Here is a 17,388-nt window from a genome sequence, read left to right as displayed (position 1 = left end):
AGTGTTAAATTAGCGCATTTGCTCATAGCTTCGAATATGAGTTAATATGGCAGGGTCTTTAATTTTTGTATCTTCACTTAATAATAAAAGCTTGGACATGATCTCAGCAGTACGCGGATCATCATCCACCATCGGCAAGAAAATTCGTCCACGATGCTGAGAAGGTACAGCAAGAATCGGGATCATGGAACCGCCTATTTGATGCACCACACCACTTCCTAAATGTAAGGAGTAACTTGCTAGCTTACCTTCTATGAGAGCATGGTGCTTTTTCACTTCCACATTGTTTAGCTTCAATAATTTAGCCAATTCTTCTACGATAATACTGCGCATTTCAACAGTAGAATGACTTGCCTCAGGGTCTACACCACCAACATGAGCTACACTGACAACAAGATCAATATCTCGCATAACCTCAGAGAATATCGCAGCTGGAATATTATCTAAAACGATATTTTTGCCTGTGAGTCGATCATAGAAGTAAACACCTTCGATTGCAGGTGCTTCAATTTCTGCTGGCGTAAACCAATCTGCCTGTGCATACAAGGATGCCACAATATTTTGCTTATAATATACTTTACGTGGTCCTGTTTCATAGCTGATTTGCCAGCCACGTGTTTTCAACAAGGCTACTGTTTGTGAAGGATTTACTTGATGTCCTGCATAGCGCAATGATTGTTTCTGTGCTTTTTCATCAGCATTGATGAGATATAACTCACGGAACACTTGCTTAAATGGCTGTTGTATTTTGTGCTCGAACATATAGGATTGCCACTGTCTCCATTGACCACTTTCTAGAAGATGGTAAGGATGAGCAATCTTTATAGAGGACGAAGGAGCAAGGTCCACAATGTCAGCCGATAGAAGCTGTAAGCCTTGTGGTGTAAGCATTCCAACGTAATCATCGCTGATAAATATTAGTTTTTGTAAAAGTGGAGCTAGGATCGGATGGGCCAATAAATGAATGAGCTCCTCGATCGAAAATACAGTTTCTAATTCCATTGCTTGCTCAAGAGCTGGGCGTGCTCGTTTATATTGTTCTTGTAAGTCTTTTCGGGCTTCCTGCAAGATTACAATATCAGCATGCTTTTTTAATGCAGCAGGAACGTTCTTTAGGCGTTTACCATCTTTTTCAACAATAATAGCTACAGAGGCATCATCCTCTATTTGTAGATGGGCTGTAATTTGTTCGATTTGTTGTGCTTTAAATAAATGCTTCATATCGTTAAAGGCAGATAACTCCATACGCCATGTGAAGCGAGTGGCTTCTCCATCCCCTGCATTGCGCGCTAAATTTTCTAGAGCGATACTTGCTGCTCGAGCCTCACTTGCGCGGCGTTGAGCACCAAATTGCTTACTTTCCTTCAAAAACTGTTGAATAAATTGATAGCGTGTCAGGGCGTCTTTGTCATCTGATTTTATTAAAGGGATAAGACCAAGTGCGCGCAGTTTATCTTTATTGCGTTTATCTTGAATTTCTTGCATTAACGGTTTTGGACTGAGCTTACCGATAGCTGTATCGGCATAAAGCTGTGCCCGACGATGGTTCGCTCCTTCTGAGGCATACTTTGCAGCATCATAGACAATTTTGAAATTTTTAGCCCCAAGTGTTTGATAGGCGCTTTGGAACCAAGCTAAATCGAATGCACCATCACGGAAATCCTCAGCAGTGATGCTAGAGAAAAGGGCAATTTGATCTTTGGCATAGTCGGACAATGAATCTGTTGTGTGAGCAATAAAATACCAGGCTGATTCTTTTAATCCATTCCAGCCAATTACTTCACTGACAAGGTCTATCCAATGCTGGTTATACATCATGGCTTCAATTAAACGTTCTTTAGAAATGTCTGTTTTCTGCCATGCTTCTTTTAATTGCTGCGCTGTTTCTTCTTTTTTGGGGTAACAGTTAGTTAGCAATCGGGAGAATACATCCTTTTTCGTTTCTGCCTGCCAAATATATCCTCGCGCAAGCTTTTCTCCGTCAAGTGCCTGTAGAATCTGTAAGAAATAATCAATACCCTCAAAATAAGAAATGCTACTAGCAAGCTTTGTAACAGCAGTAGGCGTATCACCACGTTTTAGCTCTATGGCTAAAATTCGATCAATTGCTTGTTCACGAATAGTAAAGAAATCGGTTAAATCTTCAAATGACTGTTGATAGCGTTCTTGTAATTTAGTTGGCTCGTTAAATATTTCTGAAGCGAGCGTATTGGTAAAGATGGCCTCAAATAAGTGATCTTGCGTAAATAAACCAACCTTCATTGCGTCTAAATATTGGAATAAAGATAAATTGTAGACGTTTGGCTTATAGCTTTCATTTTTCATACGCTTTGTTAGCTCTTCATTGATAGCTAGCATTTTTACATATTCACCATAGGTTGCGTAATCAGACCAGCATCGATCAACAAATGTCTCAATGACATCTAAATCGATAATGGTAGAAGTGGAACGATAGTAATAATAACCCTTCTCTCGAACATCAAGTTGCCACTGATCAGCAGGTATTTGTTTGAATAGCTGTAATATTATGCCTAATGCCTGTTCGAAGCGATTAAATTCGGGTGCATGCTTTTGTAGTAATGAAAGTGCTTCCTGATGTAGCACTGTATCACCTGAGATTTTGTCGATGTCTTGGGATAGCACTGAGAAAATCTGTTGAATTGTATCGTCATATTTCAAGGAATTAAATTGCGCAACACGTACCTTTAAATCTTTGTATTGGAAGAACGGTTTAATTAGTGTATGAGCTGCTTCGGAAAGATCATGAGCAGAGGGGTATTCTGATAGACTATGATAAAAATTAAAATAGGCTAAGTCCTCATTACTAAATAATGCTGTCTTCATCCATTGAATAATTTCTTCGGGGATAGGATAAGCATCAAGACTAGCATGTCGTTGATTATCCGATTTAGTTGCCATTATACTATATCTTTGTCCTAATGTAGTGCTAATGGGTGTGTCATTCCATTGGTATGTTTCATATTCTAGTTCAGCATGTTTATCTAAAAGTTGAATAAGCTGCTCTAGCTTAGATAATAATTGATCAACATCATATTGAAAGAATTTTTCAAAAGGTGTAGGTGCCTGTACATAAAGTGGAGCAAGCTGTTGCCAAGGCTCTACATCATTCATTTGAATGGCTCCATCCGAAATACAGCCGTATTGAATAGGGGGATGTGGCGTATACAAGCCAAAGCCATTACTCTCGTTATACTCAGGGACATCCCTTGTAATTAATTGCTCTAACAACACTTGCTCGTTTTTAGTTACTTTTGGTAATAAGGAGCATAAAGCTGTAATTTGCTCGCTTGCTAAGCTGTATTCCTTAGAGGCTTCAAATAGTAACTCAAGCCCTCCAAGTCTCTTTAACTGCTTACTATCTTTTATCAGCCTTTCAGCACTTTGTAATAGATGGTTCTGTGGCTGAACTTTTAAGAGTGAAATAGCCTCTTTACGAAGTGCACCTGATTTATTAGCTAAAAGATCTTCAATTTTTGCTATTTCTTCTTCTGTTGGTGTTAGAGCATGTATTTTCTTTAACGCAAGAGAACGATTGATGGAACTGCGATCCCGTAAAGAATTAAATAAAAATTCACGTTGACCTTCTGTGACAGGGTCAAGACAATAAATATTCAGTAGTCCGATTCTACTTGATGGTGAGTAAGAATCAGCATGCTCAATAATCCGTTGGAATAATGCCTCGTCTTGTATATGGTGGGCTAAAATAATTTGTGTTGAAATTAAATCTTCTAATGACAAATGGACATGGACAAAGGATAGAGGTTTGCCTGTAATGATAAGTCCATCTTTCGTAATTTCATTCTTTGCCCACTCAAGCTGTTCAAATAAGAGGTATTCAATCCCTTGTAGCTGTGTGTTTTCTTGCATGAAGGTTTGAAGGATTTGCGCCCATTCATTGTCTCTTGCATACTCACTATTAATATGGTGATTAGCATAAAGAAAATTGCCCCATGCAAAGGCAAACAGCTCAATATCTTTTGTTGATAAGATTAAATCCTTCACAAATGGCGCTGTAAAGGAGATTTTCGATAAGTTTTTCAAAAAGGCAAGCGTTGTAAGTTGGATATGCTTGTCACGCTTTAAGAGTTTTGTTACAAGGTCATTTAACTTCGTATAGTCCTTTGTAGCAGTAGCCCATAATGCAACATAAATATCAATTGTACGTTCACTTTTTAACAATTGCTCAACAAAGCTGTCCTCTTCAATTGCGTGGATGGCTAATGTAAGAACTTCCTCTGTTATTTTTTGATTTTCGAAGCTATTATAGCCAAGCCCCATCCAAGTATCGACTGCTCGAATTACAGAGGAGAAGCGTGTTAGGCGATGTTCCTGAATAAGCTTCATCATGTTGAGCTGTGCATCTAGATTGCCATGGTCAATATTTTCTACTATTGCCTGTCGTAAACCTTCTTGTCGTGCAGCTGCTATTAAGAGTTTACCAAGTGCATCATGCATACGACGATTACTTGACTTGAAAATACCTCGAATGAATGGATGACCGAAAAAGCTACTTTGATGCTCATCAAATAAAATACTCTCTACTGCTTCTTCTATGGAAGGGTTTTCTAATGATAGTTCTTCAGCGAGCAACTGTTCAAAAACATTAAAACCCATGACTTTCACATTTTCATTCTTCAAGACATAGGAGCTATAGTTTGGATAAGTGCCATGCTCATATTGGCGATGATTCGTTAATAACTCCTGCAAAGTAATTTCCTCAAATGTCAGCATCTCTTCTATTAACTGTAAACATTGAAAAAGATGGTCTTGTACTGGTTGAGATGAACGAAAGGATCGACGTAAAGCATCTGTTTGAAACATTGTAGCATCAAAATGTAATGCTAGTTTCTTGATCTTGAGTGCACGTTCTTGTGAAGAAAACAAGGTAAGCACTTCAAATAGTGGTCCACTAAATAGCTCTCCAAGTGAGGAATATTGCTGAGCAGCTATAAGTGGTTCAATGTCATAATCTCTATTGTCCATGTATTTTAACAGTGCGGCTGCTAAAGGCTGTATCGCTATAGGTGCAGAATCAGCTAAAGTTTGAAAATGTGTCTTTTGTTCATGTGAAAGTGTCATCAAAAATCCCTCCTACCAAATTCGTCCTGCAAGCATAGTAAGTTTAATAAATGTAAAAACATCATCTTCCTGTATGTTTAATGGTGTAGAAAGAGAATCTAAAGGCTCTTCATTATGAAGGACTAAGAACAGTTCGTCCTGAAAGGCTTGAAGCATTGTGGAAATAGCATGATCAACTGACTGTACAGTATCCCTTTTCTTTTCTCCAAACTGTACTTTGCCATATTGGGCCGCGTCTACTAATTGCTGATCCGTTAAATATAGATGAAGTGGTGTATCTACCATTTTTTCATTAAATTGTTGTACCTGCTGTGTAACAAGCTGAACAAGTAAATCTTGTAACGTGATGACAGGCTCTTCAATTGAAAATGGAAATTTTTCAAGTTTACGAGACTTCTTACCGATTACTTTTTGCTGGTAAAATAAACGCAATCTAACACCTCCTTACAATAATTTCATTATACAAGAGTGAGAACAGGGAAAAGAATAAGGCATATGACGCTAGTTGTGTAAAAAAGTTTGGGAAAAGTGTAACAAAAAGTAGCCTGCTACACTTGATTGGTAGGGTAGAAAGTGGGTGAAAATTTACTGAAGATTATGCGGAAAATAGAACATTTGTACGATTATTGTTGTCAAGATAAGTATCATTTTGCGTTTTTTTATTCTAATAACGGTGAAGAAGCAGAATATATTACTCAGGTAACTTTTTAGACATACGTATTTAAAAGAAAATTCTTTCATGAAATCTCGTAAACGAAGATTATTCTCATTAGTATTAAATAGGTGACATAATACAGCATACTATTCATCCGCTATATATAGTGGTCTACTTTTGTGTAGTTGTTGAAAGACATCTTTTTATCTCTGATTTCATAAGCTTTATAGGTATGATTTTATCAAGCTAGAAGGAGGCAAAATCATTCAAATACACGTTGTACGGGCTGGCGAGTCTTTATGGGGAATTGCACAGGCGTATGGGGCTACGGTTCAGAGCATTATAGATGCCAATCAAATTCCAGAGCCAAATCGTTTAGTTGTGGGGCAAGCTCTTGTAATCCCGATTGTCGGAAGTTTTTATTATGTACAGCCAGGTGATAGCTTATGGTCAATTGGCCAACGTTTCGGTATTAATTATGTAACACTTGCACAAGTAAATGGTATTAATCCCAATCAACCATTAGCAGTTGGAACGAGATTATACATCCCACAGCCACCAAGAACAAGGGCAGAAACATTAGCCTATTTAGAGCCGAGAGGAACATCAGTTAGTGAGGCACTCTTGAATCAAGCGAGGGAAGCGGGTCCTAATTTAACATATTTAGCTTTATTTAGCTATGAGGCTAGGCGTGATGGTACTTTACAGAGGCCACCAAGCCAAGGTGTGACACAAATTGCAAATGATACGGGAGCATCAATGGCAATGGTTATTTCTAATTTGGAGAATTTTAGTTTTAGTGGTGAATTAGCGAGAGATATTTTTCAAAGTACAGCTGTTCAAGATTTACTATTTGATAATATTCTTGCAGAAGCAAAGCGACTTGGGGATGTTAAAGATATCCACTTTGACTTCGAAAATTTGCCAGCAGATCAACGACAAGCCTATAACAATTTTTTAAGAAGAGCTGTTGAAAAATTCCATGCTCAAGGATACACAGTGTCTACGGCATTAGCGCCAAAAACCAGTGATAGTGAGCGAGGGCCATGGACAGCGGCACATGATTATAAGGCACATGGAGAAATCGTGGACTTTGTTTTACTCATGACCTATGAATGGGGATATTCAGCAGGCCCACCAATGGCTGTTTCACCTCTCCCAGAGGTAGAGGCTGTTGTAAAATATGCGATTAGTGAAATACCGGCAAGCAAAATTCTGTTGGGGCAAAATTTATATGGATATGATTGGACGTTACCTTTTGTCCAGGGGGGACCTTTTGCAGAAGCACTTAGTCCTCAGCGAGCCATTGAGATTGCTAAACGTTATAATGCAGCGATTCAGTATGATTGGAGAGCCCAAGCGCCATTTTTTGAATACTATGATGAGCAAGGTAGGGCACATATGGTGTGGTTTGAAGATGCTAGATCTATTCAAGCTAAATTCAATCTTATAAAACAATATAATCTTCGTGGTATTGGGTATTGGAAATTAGGACTACCATTCCCTCAGAATTGGGTGTTAATTGGTGCGAATTTTGATGTGGTAAAGAAATAAGATAATGAAGTATAAGGGACAGATTACCCAATGTATTTTCTTCAAAGAGGAAATAATCTGTAAATTTCATTTCTAATTATGGATAAATATACTATAATTATATTAAATAGTATTTTAGGAGGGATATTTTGGGTAAATTAAAAAAGTTAGGTATTATTTTAACAACTACCGCATTTTCTGTTGGAGTGCTAGCACCCGTTTCACAAGCTTCTGCAAATGTGAAAGAACCTTCGGAGCGTATTGCAATACAGTTAGCTGCTACAGAGACAAAAGTGACAAAAGGTATGCTAATTAACAAGTTACGGGCACTATTCCCTGAAGAGTTCAAATTTGTAGCTGATAATGAATTTAGTTCTGGTGGCGGTCATTTCTTTAGAGAAGATACAACGGTCCGTTATGATTTAAACTTCCATAAAACTGTAAATGGTAAAGATGTCTATGGTGGTTTTACATTTAAAGGTGAAGATTTAGAGTTAGAACATTTCTATTATCAGCCAGCTAATATCGCTGAAGCAGTATATCCTGCAAAATATTCAGAGAATGAAGCCAAAAAAATTGCAGAAGACTTCCTGGGAAAATTTGCGAAAATAGAAAACTATAAACTCCGTGAAGATGGCTTCGGTTATTACAATGACATCAATCGTCCATTATCACAACCAATTACTTACTCATTTGTTTATTCACCAACCTATAATGGAGTGCTTATTGGCGATCAAAGTATCACTATAGATGTTCTTGCTAATGGTCAAATAACAGGAATGTATCGAAATACAGAATCAATTGGTAAAGCAACATTTGATAACTCAAGCCAGAAAAAAAATGAGGAAGAAATTGTTGCACAAGTAAGTGATAACTTAGCGGTTGAACTTCGTTATTACGTTGACTATTTTAGCGATCAACGTAATGTGAAGCTTGTCTATATGCCAGCAACAGGATTTAATGGTGTACATGCTTTAACGGGCCAATGGCAAACAACGAATGGCTTCTCTACCCAAGTTCCAAAGACGAAAAGCGCTGAGAAAATATCCTCACAGCAATTACCACCAAGAAAAAGTGGTATGACAGTAGCAGAAGTGGAGGAATTTGCTAAAAACTTCTTAAAGGTGGATGAAGATAAGGCGAAGCTCACGATTGATATGGTGGATGAAAGAGAAAATGACAATGGCGAAACAGTTTATACAGTAAATTATACGTATATGTACAATAATGGTGGTTCTGGTACCTCTTTCGAAATGAATAAGGCAACAGGCGAAATCGTGCAGTACCACGATTTAAAGAGAGATTTTACAAACACTGACAAAACAAATACTATTTCTAAGGATGCTGCATTGGCAAAGGCTGTTGAATACTTAAAGCAATGGGCTCCATCCTATTTACATGAGTATTCGATGCCAATTGATGATCCTGTCCATGATGATTATAGTAAAGATTATTACTTCTCCTTCCCACGCATCGTAAACGGGATTGCGGTTGTTGGAGATGAAATAAACGTAGGTATTGGCTCTGATGGGTCATTACGTTCACTGAATGTTAATAAACAAAAGATTAATAATTGGCCTTCTCTTAATCAGGTAATCTCTGCTGATAAAGCAAAAGAAGCATATAGTAAGGCCCTTACATTACAACTACAATATATAAAACAAGCTACTGAAGGTAAACAACATTATGATCTAGTCTATGCTCCAACTTACAACGGTAGCTTAGTTAATCAGATTGATGCAATTACTGGTGAATGGTTGTATGAGGTAGATGACTCAAAAGAAAAACCATCTATTTCACACCCAACAGCAGCCAATGAATTAAATTATCTTTTACATCAAAATGTATTAGAGGTAAAAGATATAGCAAACTTTAATGCTGATGCTGCTGTGACAAAGGGAGAAGCATTAAAGATTCTACTAAAATCTCTAACATATGGCTATTTTGGTAGTGGCGATGGTGAAAAGCAAACCTTCAGCAATATCGATAAAAATCATCCATTATATGGAGTGGTTGAACAAGCTGTAAGAATGGGAATTTTACAGCCAGCAAACCAATTCGCTTTAGATGAATCATTGACTCGTCAAGAGCTAGCGGTATGGGCTGTTAAAGCAATGCAATTGGAGAATGTTGCAAAGTATAAGGATATTTACAAATTAAACTTTGCGGATGCAGCGTCCATTGATCCAGCATATACAGGCTATATAGCAATAGCAAATGGGATGGGTCTGATAGATACACAGCAAAATAACTTTAATGCTACCAAGAGTGTGTCATATGCCGATTTGGCTGTTTCAACAGTTCGTTTAGCCAAAGCTATTCAAGAAAATAAAGTGGATCGTAACTTCTATTATTAAGTCGCATTCCATGAAGAGGGTATCTCCTTAATTGTAGGAGATGCCCTTTTTAGGTTAGTTTGTAGAAGAATGGGGAAATAATAAGTAAAGAAAGGAGTGAATAAATTGAAATTGAAATTTATTTTAGTGATTTCTTTAATGACTGTTATTCTTTACGGCTGTAATAAGGATGAGGTAAAAGATGTGCCTGCAAACGCTCCAGCAGATCAGAATGCTACTCAACAGACTGGTGAGACGCCAACTGACCAAGTGACATTTAATTTTTTAGAGTTTTCTTTAGATGTTGATTACTCTGCAACGGAGTCTTATGAGGTAGAATATGAGGATAAAAAAACAGGAATAGAAGCAAAATTAGAAGATGATCGAAAACAAGAAAAACTGCAGGGCGATGAAGCTTATACTAAATTAGAGCCGTTATTTAAGCAGTTGAATTTTGATTCTACAACATCTAATGATGAAGTGATTGATCAAGTAATTAAAGTATTCAATATTGAAGATAACTATCAATCCATTGAAGTAGATGTCGAATTTGTAGACGGCAATGAAAAGGAATTTAAACGAATTAAATAATAAAAATAAGCCAGCTAGCTGATTTAATCAGTTAGCTGGCTTTTCTTTCATTTACATTCTCGAACCCAATGTCGATGTTTAGCAAGGGCATGAACAAAAGATTTTGGATCGGTTGCAACCCCATGTTTATTGGCTATATGCTGTAAAAATAAAACATTTTCCGTATAACCTATTGTTTTACAGTGCTGATAGGCTTGTTCAATAAACTGTTCTGCTTTTGCTTGTTCGTAGGAATTCTGAAAGGCTCCTGTAACATAAACCCCATCATAAAGAACTGAGGAGGTAGTAGCAAATGTTTCGTGAATTTCATAGCCGCTTACTATGCCTTGTTTATTACTTACTAGTTCAACTACAATATCTTCACTTAAAAATGTAGCAATAAGTTCATTTAATTTTTCACCACTATTTTCTGTAACAATTACAGCTACTTTATTAGATTTGACACTTTCCTTTGCATTGATTACTTGGCTAACAGCAGGAGAAGTTTGTTGAATATGTGGTACTTCCACTTCTACAGGTGGAACTATACCAATTCGTTCAGCGATAGCTGAAGCAAGTGAGTAACTGACATGAGCATACATGTCTACAACTTGTTTTCGAATCGCTTTATTTTTTACTTTGCCAAGTTCAAAGCTAAAGGCATCGATAATATGCTTTTTCTCAATATCTGTCATACTAAGCCAGAATAATCTTGCTTGAGAAAAATGGTCTTTAAAGCTCTCACTACGTGCACGTACTTTATGCCCTTCAACTTTTTCTTCATAATGCTTATATCCACCATCTTCTTCAGAAACAGGATGTGGTGTATTATTGGCTAAGGAATTTTTATGGTAGCTAACTTGTCCCACATTAATGGTTTGTCGGCCATAGCCATCTCGTTGGTTATTATGAAATGGACAAATTGGTTTATTAATAGGAAGCTCATGGAAATTAGGTCCTCCCAGTCGTATTAACTGTGTATCGGTGTAGGAGAATAAACGACCTTGTAATAAAGGATCATTTGAAAAATCAATGCCTGGCACAACATGCCCGACATGGAATGCGGCTTGTTCCGTTTCTGCAAAAAAATTATCCACATTTTTATTCAAGGTCATTTTCCCAAGAATGTGTACTGGAATTTCTTCTTCAGGCCATATTTTCGTGGCATCAAGAATATCGAAGCTAAATTTGAATTCATCTTCAACGGGAATAAGTTGCACACCAAGCTCCCACTCTGGGAAATACCCACGTTCAATCGATTCCCATAAATCTCTGCGGTGAAAATCGGGATCTTTCCCAGCAATGATTTGTGCTTCATCCCATACTAATGATTTTACCCCAAGTACAGGTTTCCAATGAAATTTAACAAAATGGGCTTTTCCTTCGGCATTGATAAAGCGATAAGTATTAACACCAAAGCCCTCCATCATTCGATAGCTTCGTGGAATCGATCTATCTGACATATGCCACATAACCATATGAGCAGACTCCTGATTATTTGCAATGAAATCCCAAAATGTATCATGGGCACTTTGTGCTTGTGGAATTTCGTTATTTGGTTCGGGCTTTACAGCGTGTACAAAATCGGGGAATTTAATAGCATCTTGAATAAAAAACACTGGAATGTTATTTCCAACTAAATCATAATTGCCCTCTTGCGTATAAAACTTAGTAGCAAAGCCGCGTGCATCACGAACAGTATCTGCAGAGCCTTTAGATCCAGCAACGGTAGAGAAGCGGACAAAAACAGGGGTTTTAGTTCCTTTTCCATTTAAAAATTGTGCCTTTGTAATATCACTTGCGCATTCATATGTTTCAAAAATTCCATGAGCGGCTGAGCCACGTGCGTGTACTACTCGTTCAGGAATTCGTTCATGGTCAAAGTGAGTCATTTTTTCACGGAAATGAAAATCCTCTAGTAAAGTGGGTCCTCGCTCACCTGCTTTTAGTGAATGCTCATCTTCCGATATTTTTAATCCTTGATTGGTTGTGAGAGGTTGATCTTTATCACTTACTCGGAATGCTTCTAGCTGTTGTTGTTTTTGATTGACATCTTTTTTCATTTAGAATCCTCCTTTATAAGTTACAACTACCTTCTACCCGAACGAAAAGATGGCAAACATGAAGAAACAAATTGTTTGCTGTTTAAAAATGTATATGTTATTATTATCTCGAATTAAAGATAATTAAATTCGAAGTAAAAAGAGGGAGTCGTATGAAGCAAAACAATCGTAACTTAAAAGCATTTACGGTCTTGTTCCGAGCATATCAAACGATTCAAGATGCAACTAAAAGAGATTTACTTCAATTCGATTTAAATCCAACTGAATTTTCGGTTCTTGAATTTTTGTATCATCATGGAGAACAACCAGTTCAAATGATTGGTAAAAAAATATTAATTGCAAGCAGTAGTATTACCTATGTGATTGATAAGCTCGAGCAAAAGGGCTATGTGTACCGTAAGGCATGTCCAAAAGATCGTCGTGTTACGTATGTATTACTAACGCTTGAGGGACAGGTTTTGATGGAGGAAATATTCCCTAAGCATGAACAGAAAATAAATGAGATATTTGAAGTATTGGAAGCTCAGGAGCTGGACAACATGATTTTATCACTTAAAAAAGTTGGCAAGAACGCCACTAACCAATAAAAAATTTTAAATATATATCTCGATATCGAGATATATAGGAGGAGCATATTATGAATCATTTAAAAGGTGTACACCATGTAACGGCTATCACAAGTAGTGCTGAAGAAAATTATAAATTCTTTACCTATGTTTTAGGAATGCGCTTAATAAAGAAAACAGTGAATCAGGATGATATTCAAACATACCATTTATTCTTTGCAGATGATAAGGGTAGTGCGGGTACAGATATGACGTTCTTTGATTTCCCTAATATCCCAAAAGGTGTACATGGTACTAATGAAATTTCAAAGACCTCTTTCCGTGTACCAACGGATGCTGCTTTAGATTATTGGATAAAGCGCTTTGATCGTTTAAATGTGAAGCATACAGGTATGAAAGAACAATTTGGTAAGAAAACACTATCTTTCGTAGATTTTGATGAGCAGCACTATCAGTTAATTTCTGATGAGTACAATACTGGTGTGGCAGCAGGTACACCTTGGCAGGATGGCCCCATCCCACTTGAGTATGCCATTACAGGTTTAGGGCCAGTTTTTGTACGTGTCGCTAATTTTAAATACTTTAAAGATGTATTAGAAAAGGTAATGCTCTTTAGAGAGATTGCAGAAGAAGGAGACTTCCATTTATTTGAAGTAGGTGATGGAGGAAATGGCGCCCAGATTATTGTCGAGCACAATACAGTCTTACCCGTTGCTCGTCAAGGTTTTGGTACTGTACACCATGCTGCCTTTCGTGTAGAGGATCGTGCGGTATTAGATGAATGGACTGCACGCTTTGAAAGTTTTGGTTTCCACACTTCTGGCTATGTAAATCGTCATTTCTTTGAATCATTGTATGCACGAGTAGCTCCGCAGATTTTATTTGAATTGGCTACAGATGGTCCAGGATTTATGGGCGATGAGCCATATGAAACATTAGGAGAAAAACTGTCATTACCACCGTTTTTAGAACCAAAACGAGAACAGATTGAAAGTCTTGTTCGTCCGATTGACACTGTAAGAAGTTCCATTATGTTCGATAAAGAATATGAGTAATACCATTTCATCCAGTTGGGAAAGAAAAGCCCTACTGGATGTATACATAACTGTATTGGGGGATAAAAAATGGAATTTTCCAAGCTGATTGATAAGCGTCGCTCTGCTAATAATTTTATCAAGGACGTTAAGATGACTGAAGAAGATATACGCTCTATTTTGGAGGATGTTAAGCTTGCCCCTTCAGCATTTAACCTACAGCATGCTAATTATATTGTTGTGCTGGATGAGGATATGAAAGAAAAGGTGAGAGAGGCAGCATATGGTCAATATAAAGTACATTCAGCTTCAGGTGTAATTCTTGTACTAGGTGACAAGGAAGCATATAAAAATACTGCTGAGCTAAGCCAGGGCATGGTGGATTTAGGCATAATTACAGCGGGCGAACTAGAGGATATTGTAGCAGAGAATACAAGATTTTATGAGGATCGTGGTGAAGGATTCATGAAAGATGAAGCCATTCGTAATGCTTCTCTGTCTGCAATGTTATTCATGCTAGCTGCGAAAAATCGTGGTTGGGACACTTGCCCAATGATTGGCTTTGATAATCAGAAAATGCGTGAGCTTTTCAATGTGCCAGAAACACATGAAATAGCCTTAATGATTACTATTGGGAAAGAAAAAGAAAGCAGTCGTCGATTACGTGGGTATCGCAAGCCAGTTGAAGAATTTGCCATTTATTATTGAAATGGTATAAAATACAATAGCTATACAAATACTATGAATAATGTACATTTAGGAGGAAACATCATGAAGGTAGTAGCAATCGTAGGTAGTATCCGTAAAGAATCTTATAATATGCAATTAGCTCAATTTATTCAAAAACGTTATACAGAAAAGTTAGATCTTGAAGTATTAAGCCTAAAGGACCTACCAATGTATAATCAAGATATTGAAAATGAGGCTCCACAAGCAGTTCTTGATTTTAAAGCAAAAGTAAAAGCTGCAGATGCTGTACTTTGGGTTACACCAGAATATAATGGTACAGTGCCTGGGGTTATGGTAAATGCTATTGATTGGCTATCTCGTGTAGATAAAGTAATGATTGGCAAACCATCCATCATTATGGGTGCATCAATGGGGAACTTAGGTACTGTAAAAGCACAATTACATTTACGTGATATCTTATTCTCTCCAGGCATTAACTCACCATTACTTAGCGGCAATGACGTTTATATTGGTGCTGTTCACACTAAATTTGATGAAGAAGGCAATTTAACTGATGAAGGAACAGTGAAATTCCTTGACGTAGTCATTGATAATTTCTTAAGTTGGGCAAAAAAATACGTTTAATTAAATTCTAACCCATAAGTATACAATATACTTATGGGCATTTTTGTTTAGAAAGATGCTACTTCTGCATGAAATCTTCACACTTTCACGATATACTTTTAAGAAATTCTAAAATGGTGGTTACGGATGAGAAAATTATCATTAAAGCTTGGTATTATCTTTTTCATTACATTGTTTTGTATTGAGACCTTTATGATGTTTTTTTTGCATGTTTCCCTGACGAATTCTAGAGTGGAAGAGGAACTAGAGCGTTTACAAGCGAGAGGAAATTCACATCGTACGATATTAGAACAGAACTTCAATAATGAAACATTAGCACATGTCGTTCTTATGGAATCAGAAGCAAGTACAGATGTCGTGGTGACTGACTTTTTCGGGACAATCCTTGCATCCTCACAACCACATCAAGAAATCAGTGATCTGATTCGTGAGATAGAGGGGGAGGGGGAAATACCTTATGAAGGAAGGGTTTTACAAGACAATTGGCAAGAAGTTAAAGCTATTGCGACTATAAGCCCTATTCAAAACCAGCAAGGAACGATTGGCTATGTATTTATGTTTCAAAATACCGATTCCATCCATGCATTAATGAAACGGCTCAATAAGCATTTTCTCATCGTAGGTATTGTATCTGGTCTTGTCAGTATTGCAGTCATTGTTGTTCTATCTCGCAAGCTGGCTAAACCACTTATTCAAATGAAAGAGGCTACATTGAAAATGAGTAAGGGTGATTTTACAGTCGCTCTTTCTATGAATGGAAAAGATGAGCTTGGGGATTTATCAAATGCTATCCAGCTTTTATCCAATGATTTAAATCATCTAAGGCAAGAGCGTAAGGAGTTTTTATCGAGTATTGCACATGAGCTTCGTACACCACTAACTTTTATTAAAGGCTATACAGACATTCTTGCTAAACGGGATTTAACAGGGCAAGATCGTCAAAAGTATTTAGCTATTATAATAGAAGAAACAAATAGACTTTCAAGATTAATTAAAGATTTATTTGATTTAGCGAAAATGGATGAAAATTCATTTGTAATTGAAAAACATTGCTTATATTTAGAGCCGTTTTTTACAAACATTGAAGAAAAATTAAGTCCCGCGTTTCAAGATAAAGGTATCTATTTGGTTGTACGTTGTGATAATGGCTTAACACTATGTGCAGATGAAGCAAGACTTGAGCAAATCGTGATTAATCTATTAAATAATGCATTCATCTATTGTGCGTCAGGAGATATGACTACAGTTACTGTAAAACAAGACAGTGGAATTTTAAGCATCGTCGTTGAAGACACAGGGAAAGGAATTCCAAAGAAGGATTTACCGTATATTTTTGATCGGTTTTATCGAGTGGAAAAATCACGTAGTCGTGCATTAGGTGGATCTGGACTTGGGCTTGCTATTGTCAAGGAGCTTGTACAAGCACATGGGGGAGAAATAAAGGTTAGAAGTGAAATAAATAAAGGGACTACTTTTGAATTGTCATTTAAAGGAGTAGAAACGAATGAAAACGATTTTATGCATTGATGATGAACCAAGAATGTTAGATTTATTAACCCTTTATTTGGAACCACTATTTATTTGTAAAGCAATGTCTTCTATACAAGAGGCATTGGATTTTTTAGAAGAAGAGCATGTGGATTTAGTTCTTTTGGATATTATGATGCCAGAGATGGATGGGTGGCAGGTTTGCCAGGAAATTAGGAAGTTTTGGGATGTTCCTATCATTATGCTTACTGCAAAAGGAGAACACGCTGATATTGTAAAAGGTTTAAACCTTGGTGCAGATGACTACATTTTAAAGCCTTTTGATGAGGAAGAGTTGTTAGCACGCATACATGCTGTATTAAGAAGAACGATATCTGAAGACAAAGTGATTAACTTTGAAGGGCTTTGTTTAGATAGAGAGTCCTTTGAAGTATATTTTCAACATAAGGCAATTCCATTAACACCAAAGGAATTTGCCATGCTCGCCCTATTTTTAGATTATCAAAATAGAGCATTTTCTAGAGAACACCTTATCCATGCCGTTTGGGGATTTGATGTAACGATTGAAGATCGTACCATCGATTCACATGTACGTAATTTACGAGAAAAATTAAGAAAAAGTGGTTTTCCGGCGGATGATTACTTGCAAACCGTTTGGGGCATCGGCTATAAATGGCATAAGTCTGCAAAGAGAAAGCAAATGGAACATAAAAGCTAGAAATTAACCTC

The 17,388-nt window shown here is 37.1% G+C and carries 12 protein-coding genes; 9 read left to right on the top strand and 3 right to left on the bottom strand.

Features of this window, described 5'->3' with window-relative positions; all coding sequences use genetic code 11:
- Positions 1–9: 9 nt before the first annotated feature.
- Together L6W14_RS20285 and L6W14_RS20280 are read right to left on the bottom strand one after the other, a co-directional pair.
- Positions 10–5,100: a DUF4132 domain-containing protein gene (locus L6W14_RS20285; protein ID WP_237898775.1), complete on the bottom strand. Its 5,091-nt coding sequence runs from the start codon at positions 5,098–5,100 to the stop codon at positions 10–12.
- Positions 5,101–5,112: 12 nt separating this feature from the next.
- Positions 5,113–5,532, bottom strand: coding sequence for a hypothetical protein (locus L6W14_RS20280; protein WP_237898774.1), 420 nt, complete (start codon positions 5,530–5,532; stop codon positions 5,113–5,115).
- A gap of 487 nt (positions 5,533–6,019) precedes the next feature.
- On the opposite strand from L6W14_RS20280, the gene L6W14_RS20275 reads away from it, so the two are divergent.
- The 3 genes from L6W14_RS20275 (at position 6,020) to L6W14_RS20265 (ending at position 10,215) form a co-directional block, all read left to right on the top strand.
- Positions 6,020–7,309 (top strand): glycoside hydrolase family 18 protein, encoded by a 1,290-nt coding sequence (locus L6W14_RS20275; RefSeq protein ID WP_237901014.1) that lies wholly within the window; start codon positions 6,020–6,022, stop codon positions 7,307–7,309.
- Between the two features lie 128 nt (positions 7,310–7,437).
- Positions 7,438–9,645, top strand: a complete 2,208-nt coding sequence (locus L6W14_RS20270; protein ID WP_237898772.1) for a YcdB/YcdC domain-containing protein — start codon at positions 7,438–7,440, stop codon at positions 9,643–9,645.
- A gap of 105 nt (positions 9,646–9,750) precedes the next feature.
- Positions 9,751–10,215: a YusW family protein gene (locus L6W14_RS20265; RefSeq protein ID WP_131522352.1), complete on the top strand. Its 465-nt coding sequence runs from the start codon at positions 9,751–9,753 to the stop codon at positions 10,213–10,215.
- A 47-nt stretch (positions 10,216–10,262) separates the two neighbouring features.
- On the opposite strand, the gene L6W14_RS20260 is transcribed toward L6W14_RS20265, so the two are convergent.
- Positions 10,263–12,257, bottom strand: a complete 1,995-nt coding sequence (locus L6W14_RS20260; protein ID WP_131522351.1) for a catalase — start codon at positions 12,255–12,257, stop codon at positions 10,263–10,265.
- Positions 12,258–12,409: 152 nt separating this feature from the next.
- Between L6W14_RS20260 and L6W14_RS20255 the strand changes: the two genes are divergently transcribed.
- The 6 genes from L6W14_RS20255 to L6W14_RS20230 all read left to right on the top strand — a co-directional run bounded on the left by L6W14_RS20255 (position 12,410) and on the right by L6W14_RS20230 (position 17,377).
- On the top strand, positions 12,410–12,844 hold the full coding sequence (locus tag L6W14_RS20255; RefSeq protein ID WP_131522350.1) for a MarR family winged helix-turn-helix transcriptional regulator: 435 nt from the start codon (positions 12,410–12,412) through the stop codon (positions 12,842–12,844).
- A 50-nt stretch (positions 12,845–12,894) separates the two neighbouring features.
- On the top strand, positions 12,895–13,878 hold the full coding sequence (locus L6W14_RS20250; RefSeq protein ID WP_131522349.1) for a ring-cleaving dioxygenase: 984 nt from the start codon (positions 12,895–12,897) through the stop codon (positions 13,876–13,878).
- A 69-nt stretch (positions 13,879–13,947) separates the two neighbouring features.
- Positions 13,948–14,565: a nitroreductase family protein gene (locus L6W14_RS20245; RefSeq protein WP_131522348.1), complete on the top strand. Its 618-nt coding sequence runs from the start codon at positions 13,948–13,950 to the stop codon at positions 14,563–14,565.
- Between the two features lie 63 nt (positions 14,566–14,628).
- On the top strand, positions 14,629–15,171 hold the full coding sequence (locus L6W14_RS20240) for an NADPH-dependent FMN reductase (RefSeq protein WP_048394950.1): 543 nt from the start codon (positions 14,629–14,631) through the stop codon (positions 15,169–15,171).
- Positions 15,172–15,297: 126 nt separating this feature from the next.
- A complete protein-coding gene (locus L6W14_RS20235) occupies positions 15,298–16,698 on the top strand; it encodes a sensor histidine kinase (RefSeq protein WP_237898771.1) in 1,401 nt (466 codons plus the stop codon).
- Positions 16,676–17,377, top strand: coding sequence for a response regulator transcription factor (locus L6W14_RS20230; protein ID WP_131522347.1), 702 nt, complete (start codon positions 16,676–16,678; stop codon positions 17,375–17,377). Before L6W14_RS20235 ends, L6W14_RS20230 begins: the two co-directional genes overlap by 23 nt.
- The last annotated feature ends 11 nt before the right edge of the window (positions 17,378–17,388 follow it).

Source organism: Lysinibacillus sp. ACHW1.5 (assembly GCF_022014815.1).
GTDB classification, from domain to species: domain Bacteria; phylum Bacillota; class Bacilli; order Bacillales_A; family Planococcaceae; genus Lysinibacillus; species Lysinibacillus capsici.
Note: the sequence above shows the minus strand (reverse complement) of the source record. Positions and strands in the feature narration are given on the sequence as shown.